The organism is Paenibacillus sp. P36 (genome assembly GCF_045866505.1).
Taxonomy (GTDB): domain Bacteria; phylum Bacillota; class Bacilli; order Paenibacillales; family NBRC-103111; genus Paenibacillus_E; species Paenibacillus_E chondroitinus.
On the sequence record NZ_AP038372.1, the window covers coordinates 1,265,424 to 1,285,015 of the forward strand.

Here is a 19,592-nt window from a genome sequence, read left to right on the forward strand (position 1 = left end):
CCTTCTGGAACCATGGTATATTCCTAATCTGTCGTTCAAAGACAGGTTAAATAGCTCTCAGAAACGTGTCGAAAAAGAATTGAAAAAAAAGCTTGCAAATCAAATTTCGACATGGTATATTACTTTTCGCTGCTTCGGTAACACGGCAGCGAGCGAAAGAAAATTGATCTTTGAAAACTGAACAACGAGTGAGTAAGCACAGTCGAGCAATCGACTATAAATGAGATTATAAAATCTCGCTAGCAAGTTAATGAGTACAATCAGATTTTCTATTATGGAGAGTTTGATCCTGGCTCAGGACGAACGCTGGCGGCGTGCCTAATACATGCAAGTCGAGCGGAGCACTTCGGTGCTTAGCGGCGGACGGGTGAGTAACACGTAGGCAACCTGCCTATAAGACTGGGATAACTATCGGAAACGATAGCTAAGACCGGATAACTGGTTTTCTCGCATGAGAGAATCATGAAACACGGAGCAATCTGTGGCTTATAGATGGGCCTGCGGCGCATTAGCTAGTTGGTAGGGTAACGGCCTACCAAGGCGACGATGCGTAGCCGACCTGAGAGGGTGAACGGCCACACTGGGACTGAGACACGGCCCAGACTCCTACGGGAGGCAGCAGTAGGGAATCTTCCGCAATGGACGCAAGTCTGACGGAGCAACGCCGCGTGAGTGATGAAGGTTTTCGGATCGTAAAGCTCTGTTGCCCTAGACGAACAGCAAGGTGAGTAACTGCACTTTGTGTGACGGTATAGGAGAAGAAAGCCCCGGCTAACTACGTGCCAGCAGCCGCGGTAATACGTAGGGGGCAAGCGTTGTCCGGAATTATTGGGCGTAAAGCGCGCGCAGGCGGTTAATTAAGTTGGGTGTTTAAGCCCGGGGCTCAACCCCGGTTCGCATCCAAAACTGGTTGACTTGAGTGTAGGAGAGGAAAGTGGAATTCCACGTGTAGCGGTGAAATGCGTAGAGATGTGGAGGAACACCAGTGGCGAAGGCGACTTTCTGGCCTATAACTGACGCTGAGGCGCGAAAGCGTGGGGAGCAAACAGGATTAGATACCCTGGTAGTCCACGCCGTAAACGATGCATACTAGGTGTTGGGGATTCGATTCCTCGGTGCCGAAGTTAACACAGTAAGTATGCCGCCTGGGGAGTACGCTCGCAAGAGTGAAACTCAAAGGAATTGACGGGGACCCGCACAAGCAGTGGAGTATGTGGTTTAATTCGAAGCAACGCGAAGAACCTTACCAGGTCTTGACATCCCGATGTAACACCTAGAGATAGGTGCCCTCTTCGGAGCATTGGAGACAGGTGGTGCATGGTTGTCGTCAGCTCGTGTCGTGAGATGTTGGGTTAAGTCCCGCAACGAGCGCAACCCTTGATCTTAGTTGCCAGCATTTCGGATGGGCACTCTAAGATGACTGCCGGTGACAAACCGGAGGAAGGTGGGGATGACGTCAAATCATCATGCCCCTTATGACCTGGGCTACACACGTACTACAATGGTCGGTACAACGGGAAGCGAAGCCGCGAGGTGGAGCCAATCCTTATAAGCCGATCTCAGTTCGGATTGCAGGCTGCAACTCGCCTGCATGAAGTCGGAATTGCTAGTAATCGCGGATCAGCATGCCGCGGTGAATACGTTCCCGGGTCTTGTACACACCGCCCGTCACACCACGAGAGTTTACAACACCCGAAGTCGGTGGGGTAACCCGCAAGGGAGCCAGCCGCCGAAGGTGGGGTAGATGATTGGGGTGAAGTCGTAACAAGGTAGCCGTATCGGAAGGTGCGGCTGGATCACCTCCTTTCTATGGAGACTCGGGTCTGAAACGACCCAGTCAAGTATCTTCGGATACACATCGCTTACTCACTCGTGTTCAGTTTTGAAAGAGCAATCTTTCAATGTAAACATCTTTGTTCCTTGAAAACTAGATAACGAAACAAAACGTAAAGTAAGAACTTAGGTCGTTTAACCTTCGGGTTATACAACAATCTTTAAATGTATTTTTTCTAGGTTAAGCTAGAAAGAGCACACGGAGGATGCCTAGGCACTAGGAGCCGAAGAAGGACGTGGCGAACGACGAAATGCCTCGGGGAGCCGTAAGCAGGCTTTGATCCGGGGATGTCCGAATGGGGGAACCCAGCTGTGGTAATGCGCAGTTACTCAATAGTGAATACATAGCTATTGTAGAGGCAGACCCAGGGAACTGAAACATCTAAGTACCTGGAGGAAAAGAAAACAAAAGTGATTCCGTCAGTAGCGGCGAGCGAAAGCGGAATAGCCCAAACCAAGGAGCTTGCTCCTTGGGGTTGTAGGACCTCGTTGTGGCAAAAGTTTGTTAGGCGAAGTGATCTGGAAAGGTCCGGCATAGAAGGTAAAAGCCCTGTAGCCCAAAATGAACGTATGCCTAGAGGTATCCTGAGTACGGCGGGTCACGTGAAACCCCGTCGGAACCCGGCAGGACCATCTGCCAAGGCTAAATACTCCCTAGTGACCGATAGTGAAGCAGTACCGTGAGGGAAAGGTGAAAAGCACCGCGGAAGCGGAGTGAAAAAGAACCTGAAACCGTGTGCTTACAAAAAGTCAGAGCGCTCTATATGCGTGATGGCGTGCCTTTTGTAGAATGAACCGGCGAGTTACGTTCCCGTGCGAGGTTAAGTTGAAAAGACGGAGCCGCAGCGAAAGCGAGTCTGAATAGGGCGCATTAGTACGTGGACGTAGACCCGAAACCGTGTGATCTACCCCTGTCCAGGGTGAAGGTGAGGTAACACTCACTGGAGGCCCGAACCCACGAATGTTGAAAAATTCGGGGATGAGGTGGGGGTAGCGGAGAAATTCCAATCGAACTCGGAGATAGCTGGTTCTCCCCGAAATAGCTTTAGGGCTAGCCTCGGATGTTGTGAGTTGTGGAGGTAAAGCACTGATTGGGTGCGGGGCCCGCCAAGGGTTACCAAGTCCAGTCAAACTCTGAATGCCACAAACTTAAATCCGGGAGTCAGACAGTGAGTGCTAAGATCCATTGTCAAAAGGGAAACAGCCCAGACCATCAGCTAAGGTCCCCAAGTGTGTGTTAAGTGGGAAAGGATGTGGAGTTGCACAGACAACCAGGATGTTGGCTTAGAAGCAGCCACCATTGAAAGAGTGCGTAATAGCTCACTGGTCGAGTGACTCTGCGCCGAAAATGTAACGGGGCTAAACACGCCACCGAAGCTATGGCTTGCACTTTGTGCATGGGTAGGGGAGCGTTGTATGTACGTTGAATTCTGACCGTAAGGACAGGTGGAGCGCATACAAGTGAGAATGCCGGTATAAGTAACGAAAAGATCAGTGAGAATCTGATCCGCCGAAAACCTAAGGGTTCCTGAGGAAGGCTCGTCCGCTCAGGGTAAGTCGGGACCTAAGGCGAGGCCGAAAGGCGTAGTCGATGGACAACAGGTGGAAATTCCTGTACCACCGTAGCCGTTATGAGCAATGGAGTGACGCAGAAGGATAGTGACGCGAGCTGATGGATGCTCGTCCAAGCAGTGAGGCTGATGTGTAGGCAAATCCGCACATCGTAAGGCTGGGCTGTGATGGGGAGGGAAATTTTAAGTACCGAAGGTCATGATTTCACACTGCCAAGAAAAGCTTCTAGCCAGGCGAAGGTGCCCGTACCGCAAACCGACACAGGTGGGTGAGAAGAGAATTCTAAGGCGCGCGGAAGAACTCTCGTTAAGGAACTCGGCAAAATGACCCCGTAACTTCGGGAGAAGGGGTGCCTCGGTAGGGTGAATAGCCCGAGGGGGCCGCAGTGAAAAGGCCCAAGCGACTGTTTAGCAAAAACACAGGTCTGTGCGAAGCCGCAAGGCGAAGTATACGGGCTGACGCCTGCCCGGTGCTGGAAGGTTAAGAGGAGTGGTTAGGAGCAATCCGAAGCTATGAATTGAAGCCCCAGTAAACGGCGGCCGTAACTATAACGGTCCTAAGGTAGCGAAATTCCTTGTCAGGTAAATTCTGACCCGCACGAATGGCGTAACGACTTGGGCGCTGTCTCAACGAGAGATCCGGTGAAATTTTAATACCTGTGAAGATGCAGGTTACCCGCGACAAGACGGAAAGACCCCATGGAGCTTTACTGCAGCTTGATATTGGACTTTGGTACGATCTGTACAGGATAGGTGGGAGCCTTAGAAGCCTGAGCGCCAGCTTGGGTGGAGGCGCCGTTGGGATACCACCCTGATCGTATCGGAGTTCTAACCTGGTACCGTGATCCGGTATGGGGACAGTGTCAGGTGGGCAGTTTGACTGGGGCGGTCGCCTCCTAAAATGTAACGGAGGCGTTTAAAGGTTCCCTCAGAATGGTTGGAAATCATTCGCAGAGTGCAAAGGCATAAGGGAGCTTGACTGCGAGACCTACAAGTCGAGCAGGGACGAAAGTCGGACTTAGTGATCCGGTGGTACCGAATGGAAGGGCCATCGCTCAACGGATAAAAGCTACCCTGGGGATAACAGGCTTATCTCCCCCAAGAGTCCACATCGACGGGGAGGTTTGGCACCTCGATGTCGGCTCATCGCATCCTGGGGCTGAAGTAGGTCCCAAGGGTTGGGCTGTTCGCCCATTAAAGCGGTACGCGAGCTGGGTTCAGAACGTCGTGAGACAGTTCGGTCCCTATCTGTCGCGGGCGTAGGAAATTTGAGAGGAGCTGTCCTTAGTACGAGAGGACCGGGATGGACGTACCGCTGGTGTACCAGTTGTCTCGCCAGAGGCACCGCTGGGTAGCTATGTACGGAGGGGATAAGCGCTGAAAGCATCTAAGCGCGAAGCCCCCCTCAAGATGAGATTTCCCAGTATGTAAGACCCCTTGTAGACGACGAGGTTGATAGGTTCGAGGTGGAAGTGCAGCAATGCATGCAGCTGACGAATACTAATCGGTCGAGGGCTTAACCACAAATCCTAAATGTTCAAACCTTTACGCAAGTTTCGTATCTAGTTTTCAAGGCGCAATCACGCTTTGACTGTTTGGTGATGATGGCGGAGGGGACCCACGCGTTCCCATCTCGAACACGACCGTTAAGCCCTCCAGCGTCGATGGTACTTGAACCGCAGGGTTCTGGGAGAGTAGAACGTTGCCAAGCAGTACCTTTTGCCCCAATACGGAGTTTCGTTTTGGGGAATTTTGGCCCGTTGGTCAAGTGGTTAAGACACCTCCCTTTCACGGAGGTAACAGGGGTTCGAGTCCCCTACGGGTCACCACAATTACCTGAACGCTTAGCTCAGCTGGGAGAGCATTACCTTGACAGGGTAAGGGTCGGCGGTTCGATCCCGTCAGCGTTCACCATTTAAACAGCTAAACTTTATAACGCGGAGCCGTGGTGTAGAGGCCTAACATGCCTGCCTGTCACGCAGGAGACCGCGGGTTCGAATCCCGTCGGCTCCGCCATTCATCTTTTTGATTGAATGGGACAAACTAAAAGAAGTACATATGGCTCGGTAGCTCAGTCGGTAGAGCAGAGGACTGAAAATCCTCGTGTCGGCGGTTCGATTCCGTCCCGAGCCACCATCTTTACAACTTAATAAGCCGTTGTAGCTCAACTGGTAGAGCAACTGACTTGTAATCAGTAGGTTGGGGGTTCAAGTCCTCTCGACGGCACCACATGCGCGCGTATGGCGGAATTGGCAGACGCACTAGACTTAGGATCTAGCGGGCGACCGTGGGGGTTCAAGTCCCTCTACGCGCATCACACAAGCAGGTAAGACCATTTTATGGTTTTACCTGCTTTTTCGTTGTAGTTTTCTCCCGTAAGCAAACGAAAGCTCATCCCCTGCTACATTACATAAGCAGGAAATGAGCTTTCTCACTTATCCATTATGATAGAGGAACTAGAGGCCGCTATTTCAATGAAAATAGGCCTATTAACCAGATTGGCGGAACTACAGGCCACTATTTTTCCATTTGGGACTACTATATGGTTTATTTCACAGAAATAAGCCCCTGTAGTTCCCCAACAGTACGAGAAGCTCTGTTTTCTCCGAAATAGCGGCTTGCTGTTCCCTTAAATTCAATCATTCGATGAATGTTTAGCTAATCGTTGAACCACCTGGTCCACCTTCTGTATATGCTGTGACATCCGACCTGCCGCGAGGGCTTCGTCCCCGGCAGCGATGGCATCGACGATATCGCGATGCTCCTGAAGCAACTTCTCGGCGGATGCGAGCTCCGCGAAAAACCACAAACGGCGAGAAGCCTTCATGCTCACCTGAAGCCTCTCCGTCAAAGACTCCATCATTCCGATCATGAGGGAATTATGAGAGGCTTTGGCGATTTCCAGGTGAAAGCGGATATCGGCTTGTTCACTATCTTCCTCGTTGCCAAGGGAGCGTTCCATCGACTGAAGAATGTCCCGAAGCTCCGCGATATTAGCTTCTGTCCGTCTGCTTGCGGCCAGCGATGCGCAGCCTACCTCGATGAATCTCCGCACCTCCTGCACTTCTTGCAGGGAGTCACCTTGATCGAAGAGGGTTGCGTTGTCCGCAGGCAGCGGATTGCTCACGAAGGTGCCGCCGCCGTGCCGGATATCTACCCATCCAATTGCTTTCAACCCGCTCAGTGCTTCGCGAATGGTCGATCGGCCGACTTGGAAGCTCGCAGCAAGCTCAACGACAGTCGGCAACTTCGAACCTGGCGCATAGGTTCCTGACTCAATTTGCATCTTAATTTGCCCCATTACGATTTCCGAACCCTTTTGCGGCCGTATCTGCTGAAATGCCATGCCAATTCCCCCATAAAAGATCTATACATCTATTCAATCATAAGCTAAAATAGAAGGAAAGTCATCTGATCACATGATCAATTATCAATCAATTATCAATGATAGTCATGAATAGTCCCATGGGAGGCTGCTATGCTCGATAACCAAATTAGACAACAACTGTTCAATATTGTAGGCGAAAAGTATTTTAAAGATGATATGGAATCGCTCGTTACCCACTCGTATGACGGAACACCTATGCTTCAATCGCTGCCAGATGGCGTGATTTATCCTAAGGACACAGCGCAAGTATCCGCGATTATGAAGGTGTTGAATGAGCATCGCATTCCGCTAGTCAGCAGGGGTTCAGGTACGAATCTTTGCGGCGGAACCGTGCCCGTTCAAGGCGGCATTGTCATGGTCATGCACAGGATGAATGCAATCCTCGATATTGATATGCAGAATCTGACGGCAACCGTACAGCCGGGAATCATTACGAAGCAATTCATCGAGCATATTGAAAGTCTAGGTTTATTTTATCCACCAGATCCAAGCTCAATGGCGATCTCTACGATTGGAGGCAACATTGCAGAGTGCTCCGGAGGCCTGCGCGGTTTAAAATACGGCACCACCAAAGACTATGTGATCGGATTAGAATGCGTACTGGCAAACGGTGAAATCATGCGTACAGGCGGTAAGCTGATGAAGGACGTGGCAGGCTATGATTTGACGAAGCTGCTGATTGGTTCAGAGGGGACGCTCGCAATCGTTACGGAAGCTACGCTCAAATTGATTCCGCCTCCAAAATATAAGAAAACGATGCTGGCCATGTACAAAGATCTATACGGCGCAGCTCGTACGGTCTCCAAAATTATTGAAAACCGAATCATTCCGGCTACCTTGGAATTCATGGATAATCCAACGATCCGTGTCGTAGACGATTTTGCGAAGCTAGGCCTACCGCTGGATATGGCAGCAATCCTATTAATTGAGCAGGATGGCGAGATGGAGATGGTGGAGCGCGACATTGCCCGTATCTCGGAAATTTGCCGTGAAGAACAAGCGGATGAAGTTAGCATTGCGAGCAATCAGGAGGAAGCGCTGAAGCTGTTAACAGCAAGAAGAAGCGCCTTCACGGCGCTTGCGCGTTTGCGTCCGACAACGATTCTGGAGGATGCGACGGTTCCACGCTCCAAAATCGCCGATATGGTGCTGGAGATTAACCGAATCGCCGAGAAGCATGGCGTGCAGATTTGTACGTTTGGGCATGCGGGAGACGGCAATCTTCACCCGACAGCTACAACGGATGCCAGGGATCATGATGAAATCCACCGTGTGGAGGCAGCTTTTGAGGAAATTTTTGAAGCGGCGATCCAGATGGGGGGAACGATTACAGGCGAGCACGGTGTTGGGCTGGTGAAAGCACCTTTCTTGGAATGGAAAGTAGGAAGCAGCGGCATTGCGATGATGAAAGGGATCAAAGACGTGTTCGACCCGCATCATCTCCTGAATCCCGGCAAAATGTTTGCCAAAGAATCCAGACGCAGGGTGGTAATCGACCGTGGCTAAAGGGGCAACTCTCCAGGAAACGTTAATCCAGAAACTGGATTACAATCAATTGACGAACTGCATGCGCTGCGGCTTCTGCCTTCCCGTGTGTCCAACGTTTAAACAAACAGGCATCGAAGCCGAGTCTCCGCGCGGGCGTATTTCCTTGATGAAAGCAGCCGTGGATGGCGTTATGGAGCCGGGCATTTCCTTCGAGGATCAAATGAATCACTGCTTGGGCTGCCGCGCGTGTGAGCCGGCTTGTCCTGCGGATGTGAAATACGGACAATTGATTGAGCAGGCCCGCGATGCGGTTGAAACCCATACGAAGCAGCATAGATGGTGGGTACGCGGTGTGCGCAAGGTGGTCTTCAAAGAGCTGTTCCCATCACAGCAAAAAATGCGGCTGCTGGGTTCAGGGATGCATTTTTATAAAAAATCAGGTCTGCAATCTGTTGTTCGAAAAACAGGCGTTGTCGGTTTATTTTCCAAACAGCTTTCCGATATGGAGAAAATTCTTCCTGATGCATCCGGCAAGGGGATAACGCAGCTCCTCGGCACCTTCATCCCGGCCAAAGGCGAGAAAATTGCCACCGTCGGCATGTTCAGAGGCTGTTTGATGGATGTGATGTTCACCCAAACGAATATCAAAACCGTCAAGCTGCTGTCCGAAGCAGGCTTTGACGTTGTCATTCCAGAGACGCAGAACTGCTGCGGCGCTCTACACGCGCATAGCGGCGAAAGCGACCAAGCCAAGATGCTGGCCAAAAATAACATCCGCGCTTTCCAGGAAGCCGGTGTGGACTATATTGTATCGAATGCCGGAGGTTGCGGCGCGATTCTAGTCGAGTACGATCATTTGCTGCATGATGAGCCGGAATGGAAGGAATCCGCAGGTTGGTTCGCTGCGCGTGTGAAAGATATTTCAACGATTCTTGTGGAAAAAGGACGTCCGCTTCAATTCGCTGATAGCCAAACAGCTGCGGCTTCTACTCGAGTGACATATCAAGATTCCTGCCATCTGCGCAATGTCATGAAAGGCAGCAATCCGTCCAGACAACTGTTGAAAGAAGTAGGCAATGTTACTTTTGTCGAAATGAAGGATGCGGGTTCTTGTTGTGGATCTGCCGGTATCTATAACGTAACGCAGCCGGAAATGGCGAATCAGATTCTGGAAGATAAAATGGTTAATGCCAACGCCACGGAAGCTAGATATTTGGTGACAAGCAACCCTGGCTGTCTGTTGCAAATGAAGCTCGGCATCGATAAACATGGGCAAAAAGGCCAGATGGAAGCCGTCCATATTGCGGACTTTTTATATGATCGCGTTGTAAAACATTAAGGTTATTGCTCAGCAGGCCGCTCTCATAAGAGGGTGGCTTCTTTTTTGTTCATTCACGCCACTTCCCCTGCATTTTTTTGGTAAAATAGAAGGGTTAGAGTTAGACTAACGGGAAAGATGTCATTTGAACTTAATCTTCGTTGTTTACGTTAGTTGTAAGAGAGGAGTATCTACGTGAACATTTTAGTTACCGGAGGAGCCGGTTTTATTGGATCTCAAATTGTCGATGACCTGCTTCAGGAGGGGCATGACGTGCATATCTTTGATAATCTGACTACGGGGCGAATGGCGTATGTGAATGCAAAAGCTGTTTTCCATCATGGTGATTTACTGGATGGCAAAAGGCTTGCCGAGGTATTTGCTGCTTCCCGTCCGGAAGTTGTCATCCATCACGCAGCGCAAATCGATGTTCAGACATCGCTTATAAATCCTTTGTTGGATGCAAAAATCAACATCTTAGGGACAATTGATCTGCTGGAGCAGTGCCGAGAGCATGGTGTTCGGAAGTTAACTTATGCTTCCTCTGCTGCGGTCTACGGGACTCCGCAATATCTGAGCGTGGACGAAGCGCATCCGGTCAAGCCGCTATCCTTCTATGGTATTTCCAAGCATACGCCGGAACATTATATAGAAAGTTTTGCATTGCTCTATGGGATGGATTACACTATTCTGCGGTATGCGAATGTATATGGCATTAGGCAGGATCCCAAGGGTGAGGGCGGAGTTGTTGCTATTTTTATGGACAAGCTGCTGGACGGCAAGCAGCCGATTATTTATGGCGACGGGGAGCAAACGCGGGATTTCATTTATGTCCAAGACATTGTGAGTGCAAATAGGGCCGCCCTGTATAAAGGGAGCCGTGGCATTTACAATATTAGTTGCAATGAACAAACAAGTGTCAACGAGCTTCTGAAGGAAATGTGCTCGCTCTGCGGAAGCAGCTTCAATCCCGCTTACGAGGCTGCACGTACCGGTGATATCGTTCACAGCCGTTTAGACAATCGAGCAGCGCTTAACGATCTCGGGTGGAGCCCCATTTTTACGCTTAGAGATGGTTTGGGGGCGACATTTGCCTATTATAAAACGCAATATCACGTATGAACGTTGCCATTAGTTCACTTTTTTCGATTTATCGGATGCTCTTTCTTGCCGCTGCCGGTGTCATGCCCAACACTCTTTTGAACATGGCGTGAAAATGGGGAAGGCTTTCGAAGCCGCAGAGTTCGGCAATATGATGAATGTTGACATCACTTTCAGACAGCAGCTGTTTAGCGCGAATAATCCGTTTGGTTATGATGTAGGCGGTCACGTTCATCCCGATCAACTGCTTGAACACGCGGCTGAAATGAGCCGGCGAGACGGAAGCTTGTTTCGAAAGGGTTTGAAGCCCGATATCTTCACAGAAATGCTCATCGATATAAAGCAGCACATCTCTCATCCAGACGGGAGCGACAAGGGGATCTCCAGTATTAAATGTATGGCCTGAGGCTACGTCGCGCTGTATAAAAAATAGAAGCTGCAGCAGTTGGACATAGATGGCTTGCCGAAACCCAGGTCCCTCGTGCTTAAATTCATGCTGGATGGACTCCAGATAGTGCTCGAGGTGCTGTCTTTGTGGAAGCAGCGTTTCCAGCCTATACTGGCGGAGCTCCACGGCCTGCTCAAAGCTGTGCAAATAGGAGAACGATTCCCCGAATTGCGGTGCTTGAACGAAGTTTGAACTGAAATATACGGCGGTTGAGGTCACAGGGGTTTCTTTATCTGGAGTCGCGCGGTGAATGATATGGCCAGGAATAAGGAAAATGTCTCCGGCTTTCATTTCATAAAAGGTGTGATCGATGAACATCGTGCCTTTGCCGCGGTACACATAAACAATTTCATACCAGTCGTGGAAATGGTCAGGGAGCTCGCTTTGCGAGCTTTTTGTGTTTTTATAGGCATAGGAGAACGGAAAAGTTTCATGGTTATCAAAAACTTTGTGAATAGGAGGCACATCGTCTGCTCCTTTCCTTTCAGTTCCTCTCATGATATCAAAAAACCGTATAAATGTGCTAGAAATCATTATTTTATAGTTTAGAAATGCTGTTAAAATAAAAGAAAGCGATATCAAAATAGGACATGAAGAAGGAGAAGCGCCATGCGAATTGATGCCCACCAGCACTATTGGCGAATAGACCGCGGGGATTACGGATGGATTGGTCCTGAACTGCCGATCTTGTATCAGGATTATGGCCCAAGCGATTTAGTACCGCACCTGAGGGAGCATAACCTGAATGCTACGATCGTTGTTCAAGCGGCGCAGACACTGGAAGAAACGGCCTATCTGCTGTCATTAAGCGATGAATCCGAGACGATTGCAGGCGTGGTAGGTTGGCTTGATCTCAACGATCCGGACTTCCTGCATCACTATCAACGCTTTTGCAAGCATCCCAAGTATGTGGGCTTTCGGGTCATGATTCAAGAAATGCCGGATGCGAACCGAATTCTGGAACCTCATTTTATTGAGGCGCTGCGATATTTTGCCGAGCAGGATGTGCCGGTCGATTTGCTTGTCGTGTCCCATCAATTAACGCCAGTTATTGAGCTGCTCGATCAGGTTCCCGGTTTACGTGCGGTTATCGATCATATCGCGAAGCCGCGGATTGCGGATGGCGTTCTGGAACCTTGGAAAAGCCAGATGGCGGCTATTGCCAAGCATCCCAAAGTGTATTGCAAGCTCTCGGGTATGGTGACGGAAGCGGATCACAGCCATTGGAAGAAAAAAGATTTTACTGCGTATATCCAGCATGCTCTAGAGGTGTTCGGGATTGACCGTGTGATGTTCGGCAGCGACTGGCCTGTATGCTTGTTGGCGGCTAGCTACGAGGAAGTTGTCGATGTACTGACCCATTCGTTACCGGAAACTTGGACACAGCACGAGAATGACCGTCTATTTGGACTAAACGCAAAGGGGTTTTATAAGTTATGAAATATCGTAAATTAGGCAAAACAGGACTGGACGTCTCTGTCTTGAGTTTCGGCGCTTCCTCTCTCGGCTCTGTTTTCCGTGAAACCAATGAGGAAGAAAGTGTCCGGACTGTCCATACGGCGGTTGATCTGGGTATCAATCTGATCGATGTGTCCCCGTATTACGGGTTAACCAAAGCGGAAACTGTACTGGGCAAAGCCATCGCACAAATGGACAGACAACGCTTTATTTTGACGACAAAGGCAGGTCGTTACGGGGATGCCGAGTTTGATTTTTCAAAGGAACGAATTATCCGAAGTGTAGATGAAAGCTTAAAACGGCTGCAAACGGATTATATCGATATTTTATATTTGCATGATATTGAATTCGCGGCTTTCGATGAGATTGTTGAAGAAGGCTTCCCAGCGTTGGATGCTTTGAAGCAATCGGGAAAAATCCGATATTTCGGCGTATCCGGACTACCGTTAACTGTATTTGAGAAATCGCTGGCTGTTAAAGAGATGGATTCCGTATTGTCCTATTGTCATTATTCATTGAATGATACGTCCTTGTTGGATGTACTCCCATTGCTTGAGCAGCACCAGATCGGATTGGTGAATGCTTCACCGCTCTCCATGGGCCTGCTGAGTACTAGACCTGCTGCAGATTGGCATCCGGCGCCAGCTGATATTCGAAGGATCTGTAAGGAGGCGGCGGAATTCTGCGCGAGCAGAGGTTTGGACATTGCCAAGTTGGCGGTGCAATATGCGACTGCGAATGAGCGGATTCCTACGACGCTGATCAGCACGGCGAGTCCCGAGAACATCAGCAAGAATATTGCATGGACAGATGAGCCGATGGATATCGAGCTGCTGCAAGAAGTTTTGGACATTTTGAAGCCGATTCACAATAAGTCTTGGGTTAGCGGAAGACCTGAATATAACGAGAAAACCTACGTATAGGGAGGGAACACATTGAAAGCGATCGTATGTGAACAGGTTGAACAGTTTAATTTTGTAGAGATGCAGGAGCCAGAAGTGAGAGCGGGGGAAGCCATCGTTCGTATCAAAAGAATCGGGATCTGCGGGACGGATTTGCACGCCTACAAAGGGAATCAGCCATTTTTCAGTTATCCGCGCGTATTGGGCCATGAACTTTCCGGGTATGTAGAGGAAATTGGTGAAGGTGTGACGGGCTTGCAGGCCGGCGACCAAGTCAGTATCGTCCCCTATTTGCACTGCGGGACATGTATTGCTTGCCGCCATGGGAACACGAACTGCTGCACCGACATGAAAGTACTGGGCGTACATACGGATGGAGGCATGAGAGAGCTGATTTCCGTCCCTGCCAGCCATCTCATTAAAACCGATGGGCTCACGCTCGATGAAGCAGCTATGCTGGAGCCGCTTAGCATCGGTGCTCACGCCGTGCGGAGATCCGGGCTTCGCGCCGGTGAAACGGTGCTCGTCATTGGCGCAGGACCCATCGGACTTGGCGTCATGGTCCTGGCGAAGCAATTTGGCGCTAAGGTCATCGCCATGGATATTAATGACGAGCGATTGGCGTTTTGCCGCAAGTGGGCAGGCGTCGATCATACCGTGAATGCGCTGCAGCAGCCGAAGGAGCAGCTCGCTGAGCTCACGAATGGCGATATGCCCACAATTGTTTTTGATGCGACAGGGAACGCACGTTCTATGACGGACGCCTTTGGACTTGTCGCGCACAGCGGCAAGCTCGTGTATGTTGGACTTGTGAAGGCGGACATCACCTTCCATGATCCCGAGTTTCACAAACGGGAGCTGACATTGATGGGCAGCCGCAACGCGACGATGGAAGATTTCGATACTGTACGTGAAGCGATGCGTAATGGCGTCATCGACATCGAGAGTTATATCACACACCGCGCTGACTTCGAGGATATGATCGGACAGTTTGAGACTTGGCTCAAGCCAGAGTCCAAGGTGATTAAAGCGATCGTTTGTTTATAAGATGAGGTGCGCTCAACTGCTTATATGCAGGTAGGCGCGCCTTTTGCTTTTATCCAGCTAACAAAAGATCATGAGGGCAACGTATAGACACCTTCTATAGCAAGTATCGAAACTATCGATTTTTTTAATGTTCTGACTATCCTTATAATAGAGATATGCAGCAGCACAAAAGAAAGAGATGGAGGGAAAACTGTTGAAACAGACAACTGTTGGTATTGAAGAATTAAGCATCAACGCCATTCGCACACTAACGATTGACGCTGTCGAGAAAGCCGCAATGGGTCATCCCGGCATGCCGATGGGTGCCGCTCCGATGGCCTATGCCCTATGGACACAGCACCTCAAACATAATCCTGCCGATGCCAAATGGGTAGACCGCGACCGCTTCGTTCTTTCGGCGGGACACGGCTCCATGCTGTTATACAGCTTGCTACACTTGAGTGGCTATGGCCTGACATTAGATGATATCAAAGAATTCCGCCAATGGGGAAGCCTTACACCAGGACATCCGGAATACGGTCACACGGTTGGTGTAGAAGCGACTACCGGGCCACTTGGTCAAGGTGTGGCGATGGCTGTCGGTATGGCGATGGCTGAAGCCCATCAAGCTGCCGTATATAACAAGCCGAACTTCCCGATTGTCGATCATTACACGTATGCCATTTGCGGTGACGGCGATCTGATGGAAGGTGTTTCCTCAGAGGCTGCATCCTTAGCAGGCCACTTAAAATTGGGTAAACTAATCGTGCTTTATGATTCTAACGATATTTCACTTGACGGTGAATTGAACATGTCGTTCTCCGAGAACGTTCGTACACGAATAGAATCTTATGGCTGGCAGTACTTGCGCGTGGAAGAGCAGAATAATGTCGAAGCGATTTCCGCGGCAATCGCAGAAGGTAAGGCAGATACCAGCCGCCCGACGCTGATTGAGATCAAAACAACCATCGGTTACGGGTCACCGAACAAAGCGGGCAAAGGCGGCCACGGCGGTACGCACGGCTCACCGCTTGGCAAAGAAGAGCTGCTCCTGACGAAGCAGGCTCTGGGTTGGCCGCTGGAGCCGGATTTCTATGTGCCCGCTGAAGTGTACGAGCATTTCGCCCACTACAAAGCGTTGGGCGCCAAGGCTCAAAACAGCTGGGAGCAGCTGTGGAACAGCTACCAGGCTGCTTATCCCGAGCTCGCCAAGCAATTCGAGCTCGCAAGCAGCGGCAGCCTTCCGGCGGATTGGAACGCCGATGTGCCGCGCTTTACACCGGAGAGCGGCGCGATCTCGACGCGCACGGCGTCCGGTAAAGTGCTTAACGGCCTGGCGAAGCGGGTTCCTCAGCTCGTCGGCGGTTCCGCCGATCTGGCGAGTTCCAACTTCACCATGCTGAACGACGACGCGGCATTCAGCGCCGCGAACTACAGCGGCCGCAACTTCTGGTTCGGCGTCCGGGAATTCGCCATGGGCGCAGCGCTGAACGGCATGCTGCTGCATGGCGGATTAAGAGCCTTCGGCGGCACGTTCCTCGTGTTCAGCGATTACTTGCGCGGCGCGATCCGCTTGTCCGCGCTGATGAAGCTTCCTGTTGCGTACGTGTTCACGCACGACAGCATCGCCGTCGGTGAGGACGGCCCGACGCACCAACCGATCGAGCAGATCCCATCCTTGCGGATGATTCCGGATCTGACGTTGTTCCGTCCTGCGGACGCGAATGAGACGGCTGCGGCTTGGGAGTATGTCCTACAAGCGCAAGAAGGTCCTTTCGTCTTCGCGTTGTCCCGTCAGAACTTGCCGGTACTGCCAGGTACGGATCAACTTGCTTATGCTCATATTGGTCAAGGCGCTTACGTATTGGCTGAAGCTGCTCCTGGAGCTGTGCCTGATGTTCAGCTCGTTGCAACAGGCTCTGAAGTTAGCTTAGCACTTGACGTGAAGAAGCAGTTGGCGCAATATGGTATTGGAGCAAATGTCATTTCCATGCCAAGCCGTGAGCTGTTTGAGCAGCAATCTTTGGACGTGCAGCAGGCGGTTCTTAATCCGAAAGTGAAAGCTAATGTCGTCATTGAGATGGCATATCCTGCTGGATGGGAAGAGATTACGGGTGGCGAAGGTTTTGTCGTGGGGATCCGGAAATTCGGAGCATCCGCGAAGGCAGACCGCGTAATTCGTGAATATGGTTTTACCGCAGAAGCAATCGTACAACAAATTAGACAGAAGTATTTCCAAGATTAACCCAAAACGGGAGAAAAGGTAGGGATACACTATGAAATTGTTTATCGACACAGCCAATGTAGAAGAAATTCGTAAAGCTCACGCGTTAGGTGTTGTTGCAGGGGTAACGACAAATCCTTCCCTTATTGCAAAAGAAGGCAGAGACTTTTTCGAAACGGTACAAGAAATCGTATCTATCGTAGGCGATGTTCCAATTAGCGCGGAAGTTGTTTCCTTGAAAGCAGACGAAATGGTCGAGCAAGGCAAGAAATTGGCTAAAATTAGCCCGAACATTGTCATCAAGCTGCCAATGACCCTTGATGGTCTTCAAGCGACTAGTGCTTTCAGAGCTTTAGGCATTCCGACGAATGTGACGTTGATCTTCTCTTCGACGCAAGCCTTGTTAGCCGCTCGTGCAGGTGCAACCTTCGTATCACCATTTATCGGACGTTTGGATGATATTAACCAAGTCGGGATGAACCTGATTAAGGAAATCAGCCAAATCTTTCAAGTGCATAACATTAAATCCGAAATTATCGCTGCCAGCGTTCGTCACTCCGCACACGTGATTGAAGCCGCGCTTGCAGGGTCACATATCGCAACAGTGCCTTACAAAGTCATCGAGTCCATGAGCAAACATCCGCTTACAGATGCGGGTATCGAGAAGTTCCTGGCCGATTGGGAAGGCGCAAACCAAAAAACGTTCTAATAGCCCTAGAGTCAAAAGATTCGCTTTGTATAAAGCGAGTCTTTTTTCTCGTTATAGGCTATAGTATTTATAGGCATTCTACTCTATTTCAGGTTATAGAAAAGGAGAGTTCAAATGATTATTAGTGATTTGAAGCATTTCGAACAAGAGCGTCATTTGTGGCCCGCGGCGATCGGGCGGGGGATCGATTACATTTTGAGCCGTAATCTAGGCGAGGCGGAGGCTGGCAGATACGATTTGGAAGGGGACAACGGCCATCTGATGTTTGCTAATGTACAGGAAGTTGTTACCCGTCCTGCTGAGGAACAACTGCCGGAGTCTCATATTGTGTACACGGATATTCAGTTCCTTGTCAGCGGCGAAGAGAAGCTTTGTTTCTATAAAGTGCATCCGGATGCCAAAATCATCGATAACAAATTCGATACGCATGACGTCGCTTTTTATGAAACGGATCCTGCTCAGCTGGAGACAGGCATATTGTTGACGCCAGGCATGTTCGCAGTATGTTTCCCTTCGGATATTCACCGTCCGAACTGCTTGATCACGGAGGCTAGTGCTAACAAGAAAATCGTTGTGAAAGTACATAAAGATTTGCTGCAGCTTTAAAATATAGCAAAGAGACTATCCCGTAAGGTCCGCGATGACCTGGGATAGTCTCTTTCGAATACTAAGCCTTAGCCGGAATCATTCTAGCTTGTCTCCATTTACCGAGCTGATAGTAAATCACATTCAGCGTCATAGCGACAGTGAAGCTGACGGGGAAACTCCACCAAATCACGTCAAAGCCGTATTTGTGGGAGAGCACCGTGGCGAGTGGGATTCGCACCAGCAGCAGTGCGATGAACGCCACTACGAGCGGGAATACCACCGAGCCAGCAGAACGAACGACGCCTGCCACGACATTAAACACGCCGAAAATAATAAACGACCACAACGTTAAATTATTGATGTGAACCCCGAGCGCAATCGCTTCCCCTTCCGGCGGAAGGAACAGCGAGACGACTTCCCGGTTGAACAACGTCAGCACAACGACGATTAGGCCCGTCATCAAAATATTGACGGCTACACCGGTCCATGTAATCCGGTTTACTCGGCCCCATAAGCCTGCGCCGATGTTCTGTGCGGCCATGGAGGTAACGGCTCCGCCGATTGCCATCGCCGGCATTTGCACATAGCTGGAGATTTGCATAGCGACTCCAAAAGCAGCCGTCGATTCAGATCCATACGAATTTACGAGATGAACGAGCAACAGATTGCTGATAGAAACGACGACCATGTTTAATCCCATGGGCACCCCTTTTTGAATCAAGGTGCGAATGATCATCCAATCGATGCGCAGGAGCGGGAGATCTTCTTTGGTAATCCGCAGAAAATACTTTTTGCGATACAAATATACAATGAGCAGCACGAAGCTGATCAATTGCGCAATAAAGGTGGCAACCGCTGAGCCGGCAATGCCCATTTTCGGAAAAGGCCCGATCCCGTCAATTAAGAGTGGGTTCAGGATGACATCCAATATCGCGGATAAAAGCAAGAAATAAAAAGGCGTTTTGGCATCACCAGAGCCGCGTAATATGGCCATGATCAAGTTGAATCCAAACATAAAAGGAACGCCGGCAAACAAAATCCGTGTATAGACAACCGCGAGGTCCTTCACATCCGGCGGTGTATTCATCCAAGTTAGAATGGTTGAGGAGAATAGTAATCCGAACGCGGCAACAAGAATAGAAAGAATAAAAAAGAAAACAGTGCTGGTGCCGACGACTTTCTTGGCATCGTGCGTTTTTTTCGCACCGAGATTTTGACCGATTAAAATAACGGCAGCCATCGCAAACCCGAAAATCGAGCTGATTAAAAAGAACATAATGATGTTGGCATTCGATGTCGCCGCAAGGCCGCCTTCACCGAGATATTTGCCGATCCATACGGCATTGATAGAGCCGTTAAGTGTCTGAAGCACGTTGCCTAATAGAATCGGTAATGAAAATAATATTAACGTTTTGGCAATAGGGCCTTCCGTTAGGGAAGGTCGTGCTTTTGCTGGGGTGTCCCCGTTTCCACGCATGATAGCCTCCTGATCTTTCTGACTTATTTATTATGTAATTCTTGTTCAGTAAAGCAGTTCC

The 19,592-nt window shown here is 49.9% G+C and carries 12 protein-coding genes, 6 tRNA genes and 3 rRNA genes; 18 read left to right on the forward strand and 3 right to left on the reverse strand.

Features of this window, described 5'->3' with window-relative positions; genetic code table 11:
* The first annotated feature begins 271 nt into the window (after positions 1 to 271).
* The 9 genes from ACKTT9_RS05755 to ACKTT9_RS05795 all read left to right on the forward strand — a co-directional run bounded on the left by ACKTT9_RS05755 (position 272) and on the right by ACKTT9_RS05795 (position 5,718).
* A 16S ribosomal RNA gene (locus ACKTT9_RS05755) occupies positions 272 to 1,807 on the forward strand.
* A 205-nt stretch (positions 1,808 to 2,012) separates the two neighbouring features.
* A 23S ribosomal RNA gene (locus ACKTT9_RS05760) occupies positions 2,013 to 4,928 on the forward strand.
* Positions 4,929 to 4,998: 70 nt separating this feature from the next.
* A 5S ribosomal RNA gene (rrf, locus tag ACKTT9_RS05765) occupies positions 4,999 to 5,115 on the forward strand.
* The 16S, 23S and 5S rRNA genes sit together here with 6 tRNA genes alongside, the layout of an rRNA operon.
* 43 nt (positions 5,116 to 5,158) lie before the next feature.
* Positions 5,159 to 5,233: transfer RNA gene (locus tag ACKTT9_RS05770), tRNA-Glu, on the forward strand.
* Positions 5,234 to 5,242: 9 nt separating this feature from the next.
* Positions 5,243 to 5,318: transfer RNA gene (locus tag ACKTT9_RS05775), tRNA-Val, on the forward strand.
* Positions 5,319 to 5,343: 25 nt separating this feature from the next.
* Positions 5,344 to 5,420 (forward strand) — tRNA-Asp (locus ACKTT9_RS05780).
* 44 nt (positions 5,421 to 5,464) lie between these two features.
* A tRNA-Phe gene (locus tag ACKTT9_RS05785) sits at positions 5,465 to 5,540 on the forward strand.
* Between the two features lie 17 nt (positions 5,541 to 5,557).
* Positions 5,558 to 5,633, forward strand: a tRNA-Thr gene (locus ACKTT9_RS05790).
* Between the two features lie 5 nt (positions 5,634 to 5,638).
* Positions 5,639 to 5,718: transfer RNA gene (locus ACKTT9_RS05795), tRNA-Leu, on the forward strand.
* A 321-nt stretch (positions 5,719 to 6,039) separates the two neighbouring features.
* On the opposite strand, the gene ACKTT9_RS05800 is transcribed toward ACKTT9_RS05795, so the two are convergent.
* The gene (locus tag ACKTT9_RS05800) at positions 6,040 to 6,750 is read right to left on the reverse strand and encodes a FadR/GntR family transcriptional regulator (RefSeq protein ID WP_407870851.1); all 711 of its coding nucleotides are present in this window, start codon (positions 6,748 to 6,750) and stop codon (positions 6,040 to 6,042) included.
* 132 nt (positions 6,751 to 6,882) lie between these two features.
* Between ACKTT9_RS05800 and ACKTT9_RS05805 the strand changes: the two genes are divergently transcribed.
* The 3 genes from ACKTT9_RS05805 (at position 6,883) to ACKTT9_RS05815 (ending at position 10,720) form a co-directional block, all read left to right on the forward strand.
* On the forward strand, positions 6,883 to 8,298 hold the full coding sequence (locus ACKTT9_RS05805; protein ID WP_157323877.1) for an FAD-linked oxidase C-terminal domain-containing protein: 1,416 nt from the start codon (positions 6,883 to 6,885) through the stop codon (positions 8,296 to 8,298).
* A gap of 61 nt (positions 8,299 to 8,359) precedes the next feature.
* Positions 8,360 to 9,619 carry a (Fe-S)-binding protein gene (locus ACKTT9_RS05810; protein WP_407872973.1) on the forward strand — a complete coding sequence of 420 codons (1,260 nt, stop codon included), beginning with the start codon at positions 8,360 to 8,362 and terminating at the stop codon, positions 9,617 to 9,619.
* A 174-nt stretch (positions 9,620 to 9,793) separates the two neighbouring features.
* On the forward strand, positions 9,794 to 10,720 hold the full coding sequence (locus ACKTT9_RS05815; RefSeq protein ID WP_407870852.1) for an NAD-dependent epimerase/dehydratase family protein: 927 nt from the start codon (positions 9,794 to 9,796) through the stop codon (positions 10,718 to 10,720).
* 28 nt (positions 10,721 to 10,748) lie between these two features.
* Here the strand turns inward: ACKTT9_RS05815 and ACKTT9_RS05820 are convergent, their stop codons facing one another.
* The gene (locus ACKTT9_RS05820) at positions 10,749 to 11,612 is read right to left on the reverse strand and encodes a helix-turn-helix domain-containing protein (protein WP_407870853.1); all 864 of its coding nucleotides are present in this window, start codon (positions 11,610 to 11,612) and stop codon (positions 10,749 to 10,751) included.
* 144 nt (positions 11,613 to 11,756) lie between these two features.
* Between ACKTT9_RS05820 and ACKTT9_RS05825 the strand changes: the two genes are divergently transcribed.
* From ACKTT9_RS05825 to ACKTT9_RS05850, 6 genes are all read left to right on the forward strand, one after another.
* Positions 11,757 to 12,587: an amidohydrolase family protein gene (locus ACKTT9_RS05825; RefSeq protein ID WP_407870854.1), complete on the forward strand. Its 831-nt coding sequence runs from the start codon at positions 11,757 to 11,759 to the stop codon at positions 12,585 to 12,587.
* Positions 12,584 to 13,528 (forward strand): aldo/keto reductase, encoded by a 945-nt coding sequence (locus ACKTT9_RS05830; protein WP_407870855.1) that lies wholly within the window; start codon positions 12,584 to 12,586, stop codon positions 13,526 to 13,528. The genes ACKTT9_RS05825 and ACKTT9_RS05830 overlap by 4 nt, the downstream gene beginning before the upstream one ends.
* Positions 13,529 to 13,540: 12 nt before the next feature.
* Positions 13,541 to 14,554 carry a zinc-binding alcohol dehydrogenase family protein gene (locus ACKTT9_RS05835; RefSeq protein ID WP_407870856.1) on the forward strand — a complete coding sequence of 338 codons (1,014 nt, stop codon included), beginning with the start codon at positions 13,541 to 13,543 and terminating at the stop codon, positions 14,552 to 14,554.
* A gap of 193 nt (positions 14,555 to 14,747) precedes the next feature.
* Entirely contained in the window at positions 14,748 to 16,778 is a 2,031-nt protein-coding gene (tkt, locus tag ACKTT9_RS05840; RefSeq protein ID WP_407870857.1) for a transketolase, read from the forward strand.
* A gap of 31 nt (positions 16,779 to 16,809) precedes the next feature.
* Positions 16,810 to 17,466 carry a fructose-6-phosphate aldolase gene (gene fsa / locus ACKTT9_RS05845; RefSeq protein ID WP_127458268.1) on the forward strand — a complete coding sequence of 219 codons (657 nt, stop codon included), beginning with the start codon at positions 16,810 to 16,812 and terminating at the stop codon, positions 17,464 to 17,466.
* 114 nt (positions 17,467 to 17,580) lie between these two features.
* Positions 17,581 to 18,072, forward strand: coding sequence for a YhcH/YjgK/YiaL family protein (locus ACKTT9_RS05850; RefSeq protein ID WP_407870858.1), 492 nt, complete (start codon positions 17,581 to 17,583; stop codon positions 18,070 to 18,072).
* 61 nt (positions 18,073 to 18,133) lie between these two features.
* On the opposite strand, the gene ACKTT9_RS05855 is transcribed toward ACKTT9_RS05850, so the two are convergent.
* Positions 18,134 to 19,531: an MATE family efflux transporter gene (locus ACKTT9_RS05855; protein ID WP_407870859.1), complete on the reverse strand. Its 1,398-nt coding sequence runs from the start codon at positions 19,529 to 19,531 to the stop codon at positions 18,134 to 18,136.
* Positions 19,532 to 19,592 lie beyond the last annotated feature (61 nt).

Bases quoted from the DNA above. Each gene is read 5' to 3' on its own strand.
- ACKTT9_RS05800 (WP_407870851.1), bottom strand. From the start codon at position 6,750: ATGGCATTTCAGCAGATACGGCCGCAAAAGGGTTCGGAAATCGTAATG.
- ACKTT9_RS05805 (WP_157323877.1), top strand. From the start codon at position 6,883: ATGCTCGATAACCAAATTAGACAACAACTGTTCAATATTGTAGGCGAA.
- ACKTT9_RS05810 (WP_407872973.1), top strand. From the start codon at position 8,360: ATGCGCTGCGGCTTCTGCCTTCCCGTGTGTCCAACGTTTAAACAAACA.
- ACKTT9_RS05825 (WP_407870854.1), top strand. From the start codon at position 11,757: ATGCGAATTGATGCCCACCAGCACTATTGGCGAATAGACCGCGGGGAT.
- ACKTT9_RS05830 (WP_407870855.1), top strand. From the start codon at position 12,584: ATGAAATATCGTAAATTAGGCAAAACAGGACTGGACGTCTCTGTCTTG.
- fsa (WP_127458268.1), top strand. From the start codon at position 16,810: ATGAAATTGTTTATCGACACAGCCAATGTAGAAGAAATTCGTAAAGCT.
- ACKTT9_RS05850 (WP_407870858.1), top strand. From the start codon at position 17,581: ATGATTATTAGTGATTTGAAGCATTTCGAACAAGAGCGTCATTTGTGG.
- ACKTT9_RS05855 (WP_407870859.1), bottom strand. From the start codon at position 19,531: ATGCGTGGAAACGGGGACACCCCAGCAAAAGCACGACCTTCCCTAACG.